15 protein-coding genes are annotated in these 15,886 nt (G+C 71.1%); 4 read left to right on the top strand and 11 right to left on the bottom strand.

What is annotated here, in order from left to right; all coding sequences use genetic code 11:
- The first annotated feature begins 19 nt into the window (after positions 1-19).
- From dop to pafA, 4 genes are all read left to right on the top strand, one after another.
- On the top strand, positions 20-1,591 hold the full coding sequence (gene dop / locus G1C96_RS02730) for a depupylase/deamidase Dop (RefSeq protein WP_169275087.1): 1,572 nt from the start codon (positions 20-22) through the stop codon (positions 1,589-1,591).
- Positions 1,592-1,734: 143 nt separating this feature from the next.
- Positions 1,735-2,565, top strand: a complete 831-nt coding sequence (locus G1C96_RS02725; RefSeq protein ID WP_169275086.1) for an inositol monophosphatase family protein — start codon at positions 1,735-1,737, stop codon at positions 2,563-2,565.
- 62 nt (positions 2,566-2,627) lie between these two features.
- Complete coding sequence (locus G1C96_RS02720) at positions 2,628-2,819, top strand: ubiquitin-like protein Pup (RefSeq protein WP_169275085.1); 192 nt, start codon at positions 2,628-2,630, stop codon at positions 2,817-2,819.
- Positions 2,819-4,279 (top strand): Pup--protein ligase, encoded by a 1,461-nt coding sequence (gene pafA / locus G1C96_RS02715; RefSeq protein ID WP_169275084.1) that lies wholly within the window; start codon positions 2,819-2,821, stop codon positions 4,277-4,279. The genes G1C96_RS02720 and pafA overlap by 1 nt, the downstream gene beginning before the upstream one ends.
- A 130-nt stretch (positions 4,280-4,409) precedes the next feature.
- Here the strand turns inward: pafA and G1C96_RS02710 are convergent, their stop codons facing one another.
- The 11 genes from G1C96_RS02710 to G1C96_RS02660 all read right to left on the bottom strand — a co-directional run bounded on the left by G1C96_RS02710 (position 4,410) and on the right by G1C96_RS02660 (position 15,847).
- Positions 4,410-4,691 (bottom strand): HU family DNA-binding protein, encoded by a 282-nt coding sequence (locus G1C96_RS02710; protein ID WP_169275083.1) that lies wholly within the window; start codon positions 4,689-4,691, stop codon positions 4,410-4,412.
- Between the two features lie 170 nt (positions 4,692-4,861).
- A complete protein-coding gene (locus G1C96_RS02705; protein WP_169275082.1) occupies positions 4,862-7,309 on the bottom strand; it encodes a lysylphosphatidylglycerol synthase transmembrane domain-containing protein in 2,448 nt (815 codons plus the stop codon).
- Positions 7,310-7,329: 20 nt separating this feature from the next.
- Positions 7,330-8,766, bottom strand: coding sequence for an adenylosuccinate lyase (gene purB, locus G1C96_RS02700; protein ID WP_169275081.1), 1,437 nt, complete (start codon positions 8,764-8,766; stop codon positions 7,330-7,332).
- A gap of 10 nt (positions 8,767-8,776) precedes the next feature.
- Positions 8,777-10,309 carry a PGAP1-like alpha/beta domain-containing protein gene (locus G1C96_RS02695; RefSeq protein WP_169275080.1) on the bottom strand — a complete coding sequence of 511 codons (1,533 nt, stop codon included), beginning with the start codon at positions 10,307-10,309 and terminating at the stop codon, positions 8,777-8,779.
- Between the two features lie 3 nt (positions 10,310-10,312).
- Positions 10,313-10,570, bottom strand: a complete 258-nt coding sequence (locus G1C96_RS02690) for a hypothetical protein (protein ID WP_169275079.1) — start codon at positions 10,568-10,570, stop codon at positions 10,313-10,315.
- An 86-nt stretch (positions 10,571-10,656) separates the two neighbouring features.
- Positions 10,657-11,226 carry a DUF6466 family protein gene (locus G1C96_RS02685; protein WP_169275078.1) on the bottom strand — a complete coding sequence of 190 codons (570 nt, stop codon included), beginning with the start codon at positions 11,224-11,226 and terminating at the stop codon, positions 10,657-10,659.
- On the bottom strand, positions 11,223-12,251 hold the full coding sequence (locus G1C96_RS02680) for a vWA domain-containing protein (RefSeq protein ID WP_169275077.1): 1,029 nt from the start codon (positions 12,249-12,251) through the stop codon (positions 11,223-11,225). The genes G1C96_RS02685 and G1C96_RS02680 overlap by 4 nt, the downstream gene beginning before the upstream one ends.
- Positions 12,248-13,330: a vWA domain-containing protein gene (locus G1C96_RS02675; protein ID WP_169275076.1), complete on the bottom strand. Its 1,083-nt coding sequence runs from the start codon at positions 13,328-13,330 to the stop codon at positions 12,248-12,250. Before G1C96_RS02675 ends, G1C96_RS02680 begins: the two co-directional genes overlap by 4 nt.
- A complete protein-coding gene (locus tag G1C96_RS02670) occupies positions 13,327-13,839 on the bottom strand; it encodes a hypothetical protein (protein ID WP_169275075.1) in 513 nt (170 codons plus the stop codon). Before G1C96_RS02670 ends, G1C96_RS02675 begins: the two co-directional genes overlap by 4 nt.
- On the bottom strand, positions 13,836-14,780 hold the full coding sequence (locus G1C96_RS02665) for a DUF58 domain-containing protein (protein WP_169275074.1): 945 nt from the start codon (positions 14,778-14,780) through the stop codon (positions 13,836-13,838). Before G1C96_RS02665 ends, G1C96_RS02670 begins: the two co-directional genes overlap by 4 nt.
- The gene (locus G1C96_RS02660) at positions 14,777-15,847 is read right to left on the bottom strand and encodes an AAA family ATPase (protein WP_169275073.1); all 1,071 of its coding nucleotides are present in this window, start codon (positions 15,845-15,847) and stop codon (positions 14,777-14,779) included. The genes G1C96_RS02665 and G1C96_RS02660 overlap by 4 nt, the downstream gene beginning before the upstream one ends.
- Positions 15,848-15,886 lie beyond the last annotated feature (39 nt).

Here is a 15,886-nt window from a genome sequence, read left to right as displayed (position 1 = left end):
GAGGAAGGGAGACGCGACGATGAGCGTGAAGCGGATCATGGGCACCGAGACCGAGTACGGAGTGTCGCTGGCGGGGGCGGACCGGTTCAACCCGGTCAGGCTGTCCTACGACGTGGTGGACGGCGCCTCCACGCCCGCCACGCGCCACATTCGCTGGGACTACCGGCAGGAGGACCCCGTCAACGACATGCGCGGGCACCGGCTCGAACGCGCCGCGGCCCGGCCGGACATGCTCACCGATGCGCCGCAGCTCAACATCACCAACGTCATCGCCGCCAACGGCGCCCGCGTCTACGTGGACCACGCGCACCCCGAGTACTCGGCGCCCGAGACGCGCGATCCGTTCGACGCCGTGGCGTGGGACCATGCCGGCGACCGGATCATGCAGGCCGCCGCCGAGCGGGCGAGCGCGGCCACGGGCACGCCCATCGCGCTGCATCGCAACAACGTGGACGGCAAGGGCGCCTGCTGGGGCACCCACGAGAACTACCTCATGGAGCGGTCCGTGCCGTTCGACCGCGTGGTCCGTCTCATGACCGCGCACTTCGTGAGCCGCCAGATCTACGCTGGCTCCGGACGCGTGGGGCTGGGGGAGCGCAGCGAGACCGCCGGATTCCAGCTGAGCCAGCGCGCCGACTACATCCATGCCCGGGTGGGCCTGCAGACCACGTTCGAACGCCCGATCATCAACACGCGCGACGAGCCGCACGCCGTCTCGGAGCGCTTCCGCCGCCTGCACGTCATCGTGGGCGACGCCAACCGCATGGAGACCCCGCAGGTGCTCAAGCTCGGCACGACCAGCATGCTGCTGTGGCTGCTCGAGCACGCCGACGGGGTCGGGTTCGACGTGGACGCCCTGTGCGACTCGCTCGAGCTCGCCGACCCGGTGGACGCCATGCACCTCGTCTCGCACGACCTGACGCTGGAGACGCCGCTGGCGCTCGCCGCGGGCGGCACGACCACGGCATGGATGATGCAGGTGCGTCTGCGCGCCGCCGTCTACGAGGCCGCGGCCGCGACGTACGGCACCGACACGCGCGGCGAGCCCGCATGGCCGGACCGCTCCACGACGTCCGTGATGGCGATGTGGGGGCAGGCGCTCGCCGACGTGGCCGCCATCCGCCACGCCGACGACGCCGAACGGCTCGCCGGGCTGGAGCGCGAGGCCGGACGCATCGAATGGTTCGCCAAGTGGCGGCTGCTGGAACGGCTGCGCTCCCGGCGCGGTCTGGCATGGGACGACGCGCGACTCAGGGCGCTGGACCTCGGCTGGGCGGCGCTGGACCCGCGTGCCTCGCTGTTCTCCAGGATGGAGCGTCTGACCGAGCATGTGCTGGATCCCGGGCGCGTGGACCACGCCGTGGTCGAGCCGCCCGAGGACACGCGCGCCTGGCTGCGCGCGCAGGTCGTGCGCCGGTTCCCCGCCGAGACGATCGCCGCGTCGTGGACGCATCTGACCGTGCGCGACGCGCAGGGCGGGCCGTTCACCTTCGACATGTCCGACCCCGCCGCGTTCGGCCGGGAGGCGTGCGCCGACGCGCTGAGCCACGCCGGGACGGCCGTGGAGATGCTGGGCATGCTACATTCGTGAACTTCGGCCGCGCGGGCCCCGAGCGTATGATGTGCTCAAGGAACGCGTCCGGCGCAGGAGGACGGGCGTCGCACGGACAAGGCGCAAGGCGCATGACGCGGCGCGACGGGCATCGAGGCTACGACGATGGAGGAGTGAACACCATGGAATGCCGAGCACTGGCGTTGAAGGCGGCGGACGTCGCCATCGAGGCGGGCAAGCACGCCCTGCAGGAGCAGATGAACCCGCATGACCTCAAGATGATGTACCGTCCCAAGGACCGCTCCCAGTTCACCTCCGAGGTGGACGATCTGCTCATCCGGTTCATCCGCAACCGTCTCATCCACGTGGACCCGTTCGACGGCTTCTGGGAGGACGCCGGCGGCGATCTGCGCCCCGGGGCGCGCTACTGGTGCGTGGGCCACGTCGACGGCGTCATCAACTACGTGCGCAACATGGCCGAGTGGACCGTGACGATCTCGCTGTTCGAGGTGAACGCCGAGGGCGAGCCGCGGCCGATCGTGGGCGTCGTGCACGCCCCGGCGCTCGGCGTCACCTACGTGGCCGCGCGCGGCAACGGCGCGATCCGCATCCGCAAGACGCCCATCGGCGAGAAGCGCGAGAAGGCCATGCCGTCCATCACGCCCACGCTGGACGGCTCGGTGGTGAGCTTCGGCATGTCGTACTTCCCCAAGGAGTCCGTGCACGCGCTCGAGACCGTGAGCGCCATGGCCGGCAGGCCCGCGGACGTCAAGCGCGTGGGGCCCGCCTCGCTCGACCTGTGCAAGGTGGCGGACGGCACCTACGACGCCTACTTCGAGCCGAAGCTGCATTCGTGGGACATTCCCGCGGTGGCCGCCGGCGCGGTGGTCGTCTGGGAGGCGCAGGGGCGTCTGAGCCAGTGGAACGGCGAGGAGATCCACTGGAACCGCGACAACGACGTGGTCGCCTCGAACGGGCTGATCACCGAGGAACTCAAGCAGTATCTCGTCTGAGCCCGGGGCGCCCGGAACGCGGGCGCGGGCATCGTCAGGCATCACAATCTAGGGAGGCATGCATGCCGCAGGAACAGGATCGGATCACGAGCCAGACCGGCCCCGAGGAGGAATCCCAGGGCCTCGGGCGCGTCGACGCCGACGTCACCGGCCAGATGGACGATCTGGACGCGGTGCTGGACGACATCGAATCCACGCTGGAGACCAACGCCGAGGAATACGTCAACCGGTTCGTCCAAAAGGGCGGCGAGTGATGCCGCAGCTGCGGCAGGAGCGCGTCGCCGGCGCGGAGGACGATCCCTCGCACGGCGCGCACGACCACGACTTCTCGCGCATCTTCGGCATCGAGACCGAGTACGGCGTGTCCGTCACCGGCACCGCCAGGCCCTGCGACGCCGGACAGGTGGCGATGACGATGTTCCGCCCGGTCATCTCCCGCGCGCGGTCCACCAACACGTATCTGGCCAACGGGGCGCGCCTGTATCTGGACGTCGGGTCCCACCCCGAATACGCCACGGCCGAGGCCCGCGACCCCATGGACGCGCTGGCGCAGGACGCCGCGGGGGAGCGCGTGATGGCGCGGCTCGCCATGGACGCCCAGCGCACGCTGCGCGAGACCCACGGCCCCGACGCGACGGTGCACGTGTTCAAGAACAACGTCGACTCCGAGGGCCACTCGTTCGGCTGCCACGAGAACTATCTGGTGCGCCGCGCCGTCCCGCTCGACGTCATCGAACGCGAGCTCATCCCGTTCCTCGTCACCCGGCCGCTGTTCTCCGGGGCCGGGCGCGTCACGCGCGACGGCTTCCAGATCACGCAGCGCGCCGACTTCCTCGACGACGCCGTCTCCAGCGCCACCACGAGGTCGCGCCCCATGGTCAACACGCGCGACGAGCCGCACGCGGACGCCGAGCGCTTCCGTCGTCTGCACGTGATCGTGGGCGACTCCAACCGTTCTCAGGTGGCCACGTGGATGAAGCTCGCCACCACGCATCTGGTGCTGTGCATCATCGAGGAGCATCGGCGCACGGGCGGCATGTCGCCGTTCGCCGGCTGCGCGCTGGCCGATCCCGGCGCGGCCATCAAGGCGGTGAGCCGCGACCCGTCCGGGCGGGCGCGTCTGGCGTTGGCCGACGACGTGCCGGTGTGCCGCGATCGCACGGCGCTCGACGTCCAGCGCATCTACCTCGCCGCCGCGCAGCGGTTCGTGGCCGACCATGCCGCGGCCGCGGAGACGATCCTGCCGGGCGCCGCGCAGGTGCTGGAGCTGTGGGAGTCCGCGCTCGAGGCGATCGCGTGCGGCGACTGGATGAGCCTCGCCGGATGGGTGGACTGGGCCGCCAAGCGGCGGTTCGTGGAGGCGATGACCCGCCGGCACCCGGACATCGGATTCGCACGGCTCGAACAGCTCGATCTGGCGTATCACGACATCGCCAACGGCAACGTGGTGCCGTCGCTGGAGCGCCACGGGTCGCTGCGCCGTCTCATCGACGACGCCGGCGTGACGCGGGCCGTGGACGAGCCCCCGCAGGACACGCGCGCCGCGCTGCGCGGAGCGTTCGTGGCCAGGGCGCTGCGCGCCGGCGCCCAGTGGAGCTGCGACTGGACTCACGTCGCGCTCACCGCGCCGCACCGCGTGGAGTGCGAGCTGCTCGACCCGTTCGACGCGACGCCGACCGACGACTACCGGAACGTCATGGCCGCGCTGGACTGAGATGCGCCGCGGTCCGGGCACCGACCGGTCCGCGGCACGGCACGACCGGTACGGACCGCAGGCCGAAGCGCATACGGAAATGCCCCCGACGCTGTTGTCGGGGGCATTCGTTTCGTTCCCGGGACCGGTCTTACTTGGTGACGGCCTTCTTCAGCAGGGAGCCGGCGGTGATGCGCACGCCGTAGGACGCCGGGATCTTGATGGTCTCGCCGGTGCGCGGGTTGCGGCCGGTGCGGGCGGCGCGCTTGACGCGCTCGGCGGAGAACAGGCCCGTGAGCTTGAGACCCTCGCCGGACTGCAGCGCCTCGACGAAGACGTCCTGGAAGGCGTTGACGGCGGCCTCGGCCTGGGCCTTGGTCAGGTTGGACTTCTGGGCGATCTTGGAAACGAGATCAGACTTGTTGTATGCCATGGTTCAAGCATTCCTTCTGTCGGGGGCTCCCTCTTTGACGCGGGAACCCATCGGTCAACTAACGATATTAGCGCAAACCCTTGTGAATCGGCGCATTTTCAACGTTTTTTCCCCTTTGTTTTGGCGGACGCGGAGAGGTTCCGGACCCGTTCGCGTCCGCCCGGGGACGGTCAGACCAGATGACGGCGGTCGAGCCACTGCATGGCGAGCGCGCCGAGGGGGATGCGCAGCCAGTAGGTGGCCACGCGGTAGACGAGCGTGGCGCTCAGCGCGATGGCCGAGGGGACGCCGGCGGCGCCGAAGCCGGCCATGAGCGCGGCCTCCACGGCTCCCAGACCGCCCGGGGTGGGCACCGCGGAGCCGAGCGTGTTCGCCAGCAGGAAGACGAAGGTGGTCTCGAAGACGTTGGTGCGCCAGCCGAAGGCCATGAGCGCCGACCAGAACGCCAGACCGAACGCGAACGTCTGGATGAGCGCGCCCAGGGTGCCGACCGCGAGCTGGCGGGGACGGGTGAGCAGGTCGGCCAGCTGGCGCGCGTAGGTGGCGACGATCGGCAGCAGACGGTCCACCACGACGCGGCGCAGGCGGGGGATGGCCATGGCGGCCACGACGAGGACGACGAGGGCGCTGCCGATCATCACGAGCGCGTTGGTGGGGATCGTGCCGGAGAACGTGCCGCTGCCGGTGAACAGGCCGATGACGACCACCAGCACCACCGTGGCCACCGCCTGCAGCGCGAGCACCGCGCTCATGACGGCCGTGGCGAGCGAGTTCGAGTAGCCGATGTGCCGCAGATACTGCAGATTCACGAAGGCCGGTCCCACGCCCGCCGGCATGGAGACCGAGGTGAAGCTCGAGGCCGCCTGAGACATGAGGATGCCCACCGGGTCGCGCCGGTCGCGATCGATGAACGCCCCGAGCGAGATGCCGGAGCCCACCCACGTGAGCGTGCCGCACAGGAAGCACAGCACCGCCATCCACGGGTTGGCGCCGCGCATCGCCGCGATCACCTGCTCCATGTTGAGCTGCGTGACGATGACGAGCAGCGCCACCACGAGCAGCGCGATGGCCAGGAACGAGCGCACCGAGAACCGGGTCAGCGTCACCTCGGGCATGCTCGCGGTCACGTCCTGCGGCACTAGGGCGCCCAGCGCGTCGCGCAGGTCGCGGTGCATCCGCTTGCCGAAGCCGGGCAGCGAGCGCGTGGCGCGCGGCACGGCCACCTGCTGGACGAACGGGACGAGGGCCGCGAGCGTGCGGTCGTCCCAGACGCGGCGCGCGGCCCCGATGGCGCGTTCCACGCCGGCGAGGGCGGCGAGCAGCGTGAGCATCTGCATGCGGTCGATGGCGACGTTCGCCGGGGAGCTGGCCACGTCGCCGTTCTGCCATCCGCAGATCATCGGCGTGCCGTCGGCCATGCGCGCCAGACACTCCGGCGCGATGTTGTGGTGGGTGATGCCGCGCCGGTGGGCGGCGTCGAGATAGCGCAGGTATGCGGTCAGATCGTCGTCGGACAGCCTCGTGTCCCCGCCGTCCGCCTCGTCCGCCCGCAGCGCGGGCACGGCCGCCGGCTCGGCGTCGAGCACCAGGATCGCCGACTCGCCCTGTTCGCAGATCGCGTACGGGCGCATCGCGGCCAGGCCGGCGTCGCGGAGCGTGAGCAGCATCGTCTGGTGGTGGCGCACCGCGTCGCGCACGGTGCGGTCGTGCCGCACGGAGACGCCGGACAGCTTGATCCACTGCCACAGCTGCGCCATGTAGCCGGAGGTGTGCGCCTGGGCGTCGAGCACCGAGACGACGTATCGCGCGCCGTCGGCGGCCTCGGCGTCGTAGATGCGCGAGGAGACGGACAGGTCGTCGGCGATGTTCGCGGACAGCGCGTTGGGATCGTGCGGATCCGCGTCGCGTCGCGTGAGCGAGGCCGTCTCGATGCCGACGTCGGCCAGCGCATGCGCCACGGCCGGCCCCCACGCGCCCTTGTTCTGCGTGCCGACGGCGAGCCGCGCGGCGAGTCCCACCGCGCGGCCCAGCGCCAGCGACACCAGCACGCCGCCCAACGAATTCGTGGAGCATACGATGAGGACCACCGCCGTGGTCCACAGGGCGTTCCATCCCCAACGGACCGTGGGTCGCAGCCTGCGCGGGCCCGCCGCGGACAGGAAGGCGCCGAGTCCCGCGTAGACGTCCGGCAGCAGGACGCCGTTCTCGCCGCCGGCCACCGACCACAGTCCGCGGACCAGCGCCTCGGGCCCCACGGCGGAGATCAGCGACGAGACGCCCCACGCCGCCGCGTAGCCCGCCATGAGCGCGATGAGCGAGCTCGCGGTCTGTCTCCATTCACGGTTCCACAGCATCTGCACGGTCACGGAGCACAGGACGAACAGGGTGACCGCCTGCGTCAGCAGCAGGGTGGGCAGGTCGCCCAGCCATGCCGCCAGCGCGCTGACCTGATGGACGTCGCTCTCCACGCCGCTGGTCAGCCCCCGCATGAACACGCAGGCCAGCATCACCGCCACGGCCATGAGCAGCGCCGCGACGAGTCTGGCGAGATCCACGAAATCCCTGACGCGGCGCGGCGGGGTGTCGTGGATCCGCGCCTGTGCGTCGTTCGTCGGCATGGGACCGGGCCCGTCCGCGCTCAGCGGTCGAAGTCCACAAGACGGTCCGCCACGCCGGTGTAGGAGGCCGGCGTGAGGGCTTTGAGCCGCGCGGCGGTCTCGGGATCGAAGGCCTGCTGGTCGATGAACGCCTCGACGGCCTCCTTGCTGATCTCGTGGCCGCGCATGAGCTCCTTGACCTTCTCGTACGGCTTGTCCATGCCCGGCAGGCCGCGCAGCTCGCAGGCGCGCATGGCGGTCTGGATGGGCTCGCCGAGCACCTCCCAGTTCTCGTCCAGCTCGCGCGCGATGACGACGTCGTTCGGATGGATCGACTCGAGGCCGCCCTTGAGGTTGTGCAGGGCGAGCAGGCTGTAGCCCAGCGCGGAGCCGATGTTGCGCTGCGTGGTGGAGTCGGTCAGGTCACGCTGCCAGCGGGACTCCACCAGCGTGGCGGAGAGGGTGTCGAGCAGCGAGCAGCTGAGCTCGAAGTTCGCCTCGGCGTTCTCGAAGCGGATGGGGTTGACCTTGTGCGGCATCGTGGAGGAGCCGGTGGCGCCCTTGACCGGCACCTGCGCGAACACGCCGCGGGAGATGTACATCCACACGTCCACGCACAGGTTGTGCATGATGCGGTTGGCGTGCGACACCGTGGAGTACAGCTCTGCCTGCCAGTCGTGGCTCTCGATCTGCGTGGTCAGCGGGTTCCAGGTGAGGCCCATGCGGTTGGTCACGAACTCGCGGGAGACCGCGATCCAGTCCACGTCCGGGCAGGCGGCCAGATGCGCGCCGAACGTGCCGGTGGCGCCGTTGATCTTGCCCAGGTACTCCTGCGATGCCAGATGCCTGAGCTGGCGGTTCAGGCGGTACACGTAGACGGCGAGCTCCTTGCCCAGCGTGGTGGGGGTGGCGGGCTGGCCGTGGGTGAGGGACAGCAGCGGCTTGGCGCGGTACTCGTCCGCCTTGGCGGCGAGATGGTCGATGATGGCGGTGAAGGCCGGGGTCCACACCTGCTCCATCGCGTTCTTCACGCAGCGAGCGATCGACAGGTTGTTGATGTCCTCGGACGTGCAGGCGAAGTGCACGAGCGTCTTGAGACGGTCGTTGATGTTGGACAGCTCGGCCGGCGCGGCGTCGATCTGGTCGTCGATGTAGTACTCCACGGCCTTCACGTCGTGGTGGGTGACGGCCTCGTGGGCGGCGTGCCGGGCGATGCCCTCGGCGCCGAAGTCCTCGGGGATGGAACGCAGGAACGCGATCTCGGCGTCGGTGAACGGCGTGACGCCGTCGACGACGGGCCTGTTGCCGTTGCCCTCGAAGCCGTTGGCCAGCAGGATCATCCACTCGACCTCCACGCGCATGCGCTCGCGGTTGAGCGCAGGCTCGCTGAGGAATTCCACGAGGGGGGCGGTGGCCTTGTGGTAGCGGCCGTCGAGGGGAGTCAGGGCGATTGCGGGGGTGATGTCGGTAAGTTTCATGGCCTCAAGCCTACTTCCTGCCGTGAACCGAGACGTCGCCGCGCTCCCCGGGCGCGACCGCGGCGGTGCGGCTCATCCTGCCGCGCCAGTACGTGGTCTCCTCCAGCGTGCCGTCCACCACGGCGGAGAAATGCCGTTCGTGCGACTGCAGCGCGGACGAGCCGAGTCCGGAGGCGTTGCGGTACGCCGCCCTGAGGTAGTTCATGCCGTGGCTGAGCTCCTTGCCGCCGTTCGCGCCCTCCACGGTGGCCGAGCTGAACGGCCTGTCGGCGTTCGCGGCGCCGGGCCTCACCGTGCCGCGCACCGTCACCCACGTGGGGCGCGAGGGGTTGCGCGCGCCGTCCAGGTTGGAGACGAGCTCGTCGTCGTTCTCCACGCTGGTCACCCATGTGGAGGACGGGATCGGATGGTTGGCCACCGGCGAGCCGCAGGTCACCACATGGCTGAAGCGATACCGGTCCGCCAGGTCGGCGGCCAGCGTGGCGGCGACGATGCCGCCCTGCGAATGGCCGATGAGCGCCACCTCCTCGTGCTCGCCGATGCCGGCGCGCCGCATCGCCTCGGCCACCATGCGGGCGCTGTCCGCGGCCATGCGCTGCTCGGGGTCGTCGCTCATGAGCTCCACGTTCTGCGGCCATCCGAACGGCGAATCGAGCTTGCCGTCGGTGCCGGGGATCGTGACCAGCCAGCTGACGGTGCCGTCCGCGTGGGAGAACCGCTGGATCGCGATCGTGCCGTAGTCCAGCCCGGTGCCGCCCTCGCCCCTGCCGAGCCGCTCCATGCCGAGTCGCTCGAGGTTGGCCATCGCGTCCGCTATGGAGCGGGGCGCCTCGAGGAACGGCCGGTTCGGCTCCACCCGCGTCACCTGCAGCGCGTTGCCCTGGAACAGGTCGTAGGCCTTCGAGGTGAGCTTGGCCACGGTGCCGGCGCCCATGTTGAGCTCGTTCGTGGCGCCGAATCCCAGCAGCGGGACCTCGCGTCCCTTGCCGCCCACGATCGCGCCCAGACCGCTCATCAGCCCCTCCTGGGCCCACGAGGTACCGGTGATCATGTGGATCGGGTTGACGCGGCCCTCCCTGACGCTGCCCACGATCCCGGCGACCACCGACACGCCCGCGGCCGCGGCCGCGGTCTGCCCGGGGAACACCGAGGTCCCCAGCTGGATGAGTTCGGTGACGACGCGGCTGGCCGTGGCGTCCGCCTCGGAATACAGCGACTGGGCGCGCATCAGCAGGTCGCCGGTGGAGCGGAACCGTCCGGCCAGCGCCTCGAACGACGCGACCGTGTCCGAGGCGCTCTCCGTCAGCGCGGGGTAAAGGATCGCCTCATGTCCCGGTTCCGCGGTGCCGCGCGCGGCCGGGCACCACGGCAGGCACGCGCGGTGGTGGTCGATCTCCATGCCTCCGACGCGCCATGCGGAGGCGGCCGATTCGAGGTCCTGCGCGGCCCTCTCGAGGACGACCGCGAAGTGGTTGAACTCCTCGAGTTCGGCGGCGGTGCGCGCCTCGCCGCCGGTGATCGTGGAGGAGACCTGCCATGCCATGGCTCACCCCCATGCCAGACGACGGGTGGCGGACAGGCCCTCGCGGACGCCGGCGGCCTGCGCGTGCGCGGCGGAGAGCGTGTCCCGGTAGTGTTCGGCGGCGCTGCCGCTCCATGTGACGGTCCGCGCGTGGGATGCGGCGGTCTGCGCATGGTCGAGCGCCTCCTCGCTTCGCGCGATCAGACGTTCGACGAGCTGGCGGGTGGTGGGTGCCGTGTCGTGGCAGCGGCAACGTTGCGGATCGAGGTGCGTGGTGTTCATGGCACCATCGCACCTCGTCGGCGCGCGCGGGTCCAATCGCGTCCGGCCCGTGGTCGAATGTGCGTCAGGCGCGCCGCGACGCGGAATCACCAGGGCTTGACGCCGGATTGTTCGCTCGGGGCTGAAGTCGGATCCGCGCTTTGCGTCGACATGGCGGTGGGCGACGACGTGGCGAGCTGGCGGTTGCCCTCGAGCAGCTCGTCCACCTGCCGGCGCTGCTCCTCGCTCAGTCCCTGCTCGGTCTGCGTGCCGTCGTTCCCCGACTGGTCGTCGCCTTGGCTCTCGGACGATGACGATCCTCCCCGCTGCTCGGCCAGGGCCGCGTCGATCAGGGCGCTGAGCCGGCGCGAGACGTCGGCGTTCGCCGCCAGCGGGCCGGACACGGAGGACGGCATCACGGCGCTCAGGGACCGCGCCTGTTCGAACAGGGCGTCCGTGCGTCGCTGCGCCGCCGCGAGGCGGTCCAGATCGGCGTCGTCCTTCGACGCGGCCTCGAGGTTGGCGGAGAGACTCGCCGTCGCCTCGTCGTACCGGTGCGCGGTGAGGACCACGAGGCCGGACCATGCGGCGCCGGCCAGCGCCGCCGCGGCCAGCACGGCGACGAGGACGCACACGCCCAGCGGCGCGCGCGGCGGGGTATGCGGTCGGCGGTTCACAGCAGCCTCCTTGACGTGACGATCCAGGACGCGGCCTCCCACGTCAGCAGGGCCAGCAGCACCGCGTAGCATGGCCAGACCACGGGCGCGGTGCGCGTGCGCTCCTTGTCGGATACGGTCAGCCGGTACTTCCCGGACGCCTTCGAGGATGCGCCGGAGGCCACGGTGTGGGTGTCGTCGACGTGCTCGTAGGTGCCGGACAGCTCGTCCGCCACCGCGGTGAGCGCGGCCTCGTCGAGCTTCGAGACGCCTGGCTGGCCGGTGGACGGGTCGATCACCCAGCCGTCGTCCGCGTTCGCGCCGGAGGCGGCGGAGTCGGCCGTGCGCGGGATCATGCCGCCCTGCGCGGAGCCCACGCCGACGACGAACGCGTCGTCCACGTAGGCGCGCAGCGAGGAGTAGGTGCGGCGCGTTCCCTGGCTGGTCTGCTCGCCGTCCGAGATGACGTACAGGATCACGGCGTCGTCGGGATGGCGTTCTGCTGCGGCCTTCATGGCGAGCAGCAGGCGGTCGATCGGCGCGTCGAGGCTGGATCCGGTGGACACCGACGTCGATTCGGTCGTCAGCGTGTCCGCCCAGTTGCCGAGCGCGGCGCCGTCCGGGGTCAGCGGCACATCGAGGCTGCCGCCGACGCCGAAGCTCACGCCGGCGAAGCTGGCATCGGGGTACATGCGCACGATGTCGCGGATCACCCGACGCGCCGCGTCGAGGCGGCTGATGGTCTCGGGGGATCCGTACGCGGCGTCACGCACGGCCATCGACCCGGTGACGTCCACGGCCACGAACACGTCCGTGGCGTTCACCGCGCGGCTCGTGGTGGCGACCGTCGTGGACGGCGTCATCGTCAGCGTCGCCAGCGTCACGGCGATCAGGACGCGCCTGACGCAGTCGGCCGCCGTGGCGTCGGTGCCGTCCCGGTGCCGCGCGAACCACACGGCGTACGCGACGCCGAGCGCCAGCACGGCCACGGCCGCGATCGGGCCGGCGATCCAGCCCAGTGCGGGGGAGAAGGTCAATCCGTTCATCGCCTGAGCCTCCAGACCACGACGAGATAGCCGGCGAACAGCACGCACAGGATGAGCGTCGGCCAGCCCGGGGCGTCGACGAGCGCGGAGCGTCCGTCCTGCTCCGTCTCGGCCGAACGCCGGCTTTCGATGCGGCGCACCAGCGCGTCGACGGACTCGCCGGAGCGCTGCGTGAGGAAGACGCCGTCATGGGATTCCACGAGCGAGCGCATCTCCGCGGCCGCGGCGTCGCCGGCGCTCTGCGCGGGGCCGGAGTACAGCCCGTCCACGGTGATGCCCGCGGCCGAGGTCAGGTCCAGCGCCGCGGCGAGCGTGTACGTGGACGTGCCCGAGACCACGTTGTCCGTGGCGAGCACGATGGATTCGCTGCGGTCCGCCGCCTGCGCGCGCGAGGCCGATCCCGCGGCGGCGAACCCCGGCAGCATGGCCGCGCAGCCGATCAGGCCGTCGCCGATCAGCGACGTCGCCTGCCTGCGGTTCTGCGTGCCGGACAGCCAGTCGGACACCTTCTGGTAGTCGGCGTCGCTCATCGCGTCGATGTCGTCCTGCGACTGCACGCCGCGCAGCAGGTCGTTCGCCTCGGACAGCTGCGAGCGCACCAGATCGTAGTCGTCGGTGAGCGGGAAGACCGTGCGCGACGTCGAGTTGAAGATGCTCAGCCCGATGCGCTCGCCGCGGAACCTGCCCACCAGATCCAGATACGTCGCGATCACCTCGCGGTCGTAGGGCAGCGTGGAGCCCGAGACGTCCAGACACAGCACGATGTCGCGGCTCTCGCCGCGTTCGGCGCCGGCGTCCACCGTCGAGGGGCGTCCCATGAGCGCGGTCGCCGCGATCAGCGACACGACCGCCAGCACGGTTCCCGCGCGGCCGAGCGCGCGCCAGACGCGGAAGGCGCGGGAGGCCTCCTCGCCGGCCAGATCGGCGTCCAGACTCCACACGTCGATGCCGTCGCCGTCCGCGCGGTCGCGGCGGTCGCGGCGCGCGCAGACCCATGCCGCGACGCCGATCGCCAGCGCCGCCAGCGCGGCCGCGGCGGGGACGGCCCATGGCCATTGCCACTGCAGCGTGCCCATCATCGCCACCTTTCCACCAGATTGCGCACCCATTCCGCCGCCTGCGCCACGTCGGTTCCGCGGGCCTGCGCGTTGGTCAGCGCGTCCGCGAACTCCGGCGGGTAGAGCGCGGCGACGGTGTGGCGCAGCAGATCGATGCCGTCGCCGGAACGCGGCATCACGGCGATGTCGGCGAGCGTGCTGGCGCGCATGTCGGTGCCCGTGGTCTCGGACGCGAACGCGCGCACCAGCGCGGCCAGTTCGGCGAACGCCTGACGGTCCGTGATGTCGCCGGCCTCGTACCGGGCCGTCACGTCGTCGATGCGCGCGCGCCACGCCTCGCGCGAACCGGCCGAGGCATGCACACCGCGCGGTTCGGTCCTGCGCCCGGCGCGCGGGCGCGACAGCCGGACCGCGAGCGCCGCGAGCGCGACGGCCGCGAGCAGCAGCGCGGCGATCGCGGCGAGATAGGGGACCGGGGCGCCCATCGCGGGGGAGACGTCCAGTCCGGATACGTCGAGGGCCCGGATCATCGCCCGCCTCCCGTCGCCGAGCCCAGCGGGGCGCGTCCGGCCGCGCCGGACACCAGCGCCACGAAGGCGTCGAACATGCCGGCGCTCGAATCGGCGCGGATCATGGTCGAACCGCACAGCGCGAGCTCGCGCTCCATCGCGGCGGCCACGTACTCGCGGTGCGTGGCCACCTCTCCGGCCGCCTCGGCGTTCGCCAGGAACGCCGGGAGGCGCCGGCCGTCGGGAGCGTCGAACACCGCCCTGCCGTCTCGACGCGCGGCGAACGGATTGGCCACCGCCACGTCCACCACCACCAGCGGGTGCGACTGCGCCAGCAGGCGGATCGCGTCCAGATGCGACTTCGCCAGCGCGGTCTCGTCCGTGGCCAGCACGATCAGCGAGGCGCGGTCGCGGATGCGGCGGGCGTAGTCGAGCAGCGCGTCGATGTTGCGCGGCTGGTCCCATCGGCGCTCCAGCGCGCGGTCCAGGGTGTACTCGAAGCGCGCGAACCCGCCGTTGAACGGCACGCGCGTGATGGAACGGGAGTCGCCGAACACCAAGGAGATGTCGTCGGAGCGGCGCAGCGAGAGCGCGGCGAACATGCGCAGGGCGTTCGCGGCCACCGCCCAGGCGCGCTCCCCGCCGGGGCAGCCGCCGGTCATCTCGCGGCCCACGTCCATGAGCATCCACACGCGGCTGGTCGCGCGACGCTGCTTGTCCACCACCATGGGACGGGCGCAGCGGGCGCTGGTCTTCCAGTCGATCATGCGCGCCTCGTCTCCGGGCTGCCAGGCGCGCACGTCGATGAACTCGTCGGTGCCGTGCCGTCTGCGGGACGGATGCTCTCCCTCCAGGACGCCCAGCGCGCGCGCCACCGTGGGCAGCGAGAGCTTGGATCCCAGCGATTCGATCCTTCTGCGGACCGGATCGTCGGCGTTCGCGTGTCCGGTCGCGGGGATCATGGGACGGGAACCGTCCTGACGACGTCGTCGATGACCTGGTCGGCGGTCACGCCGTCGGCCATGGCCTCGAAGGTGAGCATGATGCGGTGGCGCAGCACCTCGTGGGCGTAGCGCTTGAGATCCTCCGGCACCACGTAGTCGCGGCCCGCCAGCAGCGCCCCGGCCTGCCCGACGCGCACCAGCGCGATCGACGCGCGCGGCGAGGCGCCGAGACGCACCAGCGAGGACAGGCCCTGCAGCGGATGCGTGCCGGCGCCGCGGGTGGTGGCGGCCAGATCCACCGCGTAGCCCATGATCGCCTCGGAGACGTGGACCCGCCGGGCCGCGGCGCGCAGGAACTCCACGTCGCGCACCGAGATGCGCTCCTGGTCCAGCGCGTCCATGTCGGCGGTGTCGGACCCGCGCTCGGTGAGCAGGCGCAGCACGCCGGCCTCCTCCTCGGCGCTGGGATAGGTCATCACGGCCTTCATCGTGAAGCGGTCCATCTGCGCCTCCGGAAGGTTGTACGTGCCCTCCTCCTCGATGGGGTTCTGCGTGGCGATGACCATGAACGGGCGGGGCAGCGGGATGCGCTCGCCTCCGATGGTGGTGGCGCCCTCGGCCATGGCCTCGAGCATCGCGGACTGCGTCTTCGCGTTGGAGCGGTTGATCTCGTCCAGCAGCACGAAGTTGGCGTGGATGGGGCCGATCTGCGTGGCGAACTTCTGCGTGGCGAAGTCGAACACCTGCGTGCCTACCAGATCGGACGGCATGAGGTCCGGGGTGCACTGCACGCGCTTGAACGTGCCGGAGACCGACGTGGCGAGCGTCTGCGCGGCCGTGGTCTTGGCCAGGCCCGGCACCGATTCGATGAGGATGTGGCCGCCGGCCGTCATCGTGACGATGAGCGACTCGCGCAGCGCCTCCTGACCCACGAGCGTGTGGGCGAAGCGTGCGCGGATGCGCCCGGCGAGCGCCACGGCGCGCCGGACGTCGTCGCCGGTCAGCGCGGCCCGGGAGGCGGCGGCCGACGACGCGGGGATCGGCGGTACGGGAACGGATGAAGGCTGGTTCGCAAATAACGACATGGACACCACTGTAGCCATGCGAACTGACGCGGGGCCCTC

Origin of the sequence: Bifidobacterium moraviense (assembly GCF_012932365.1) — a bacterium.
Taxonomy (GTDB): Bacteria; Actinomycetota; Actinomycetes; order Actinomycetales; family Bifidobacteriaceae; genus Bifidobacterium; species Bifidobacterium moraviense.
Note: the sequence above shows the minus strand (reverse complement) of the source record. Positions and strands in the feature narration are given on the sequence as shown.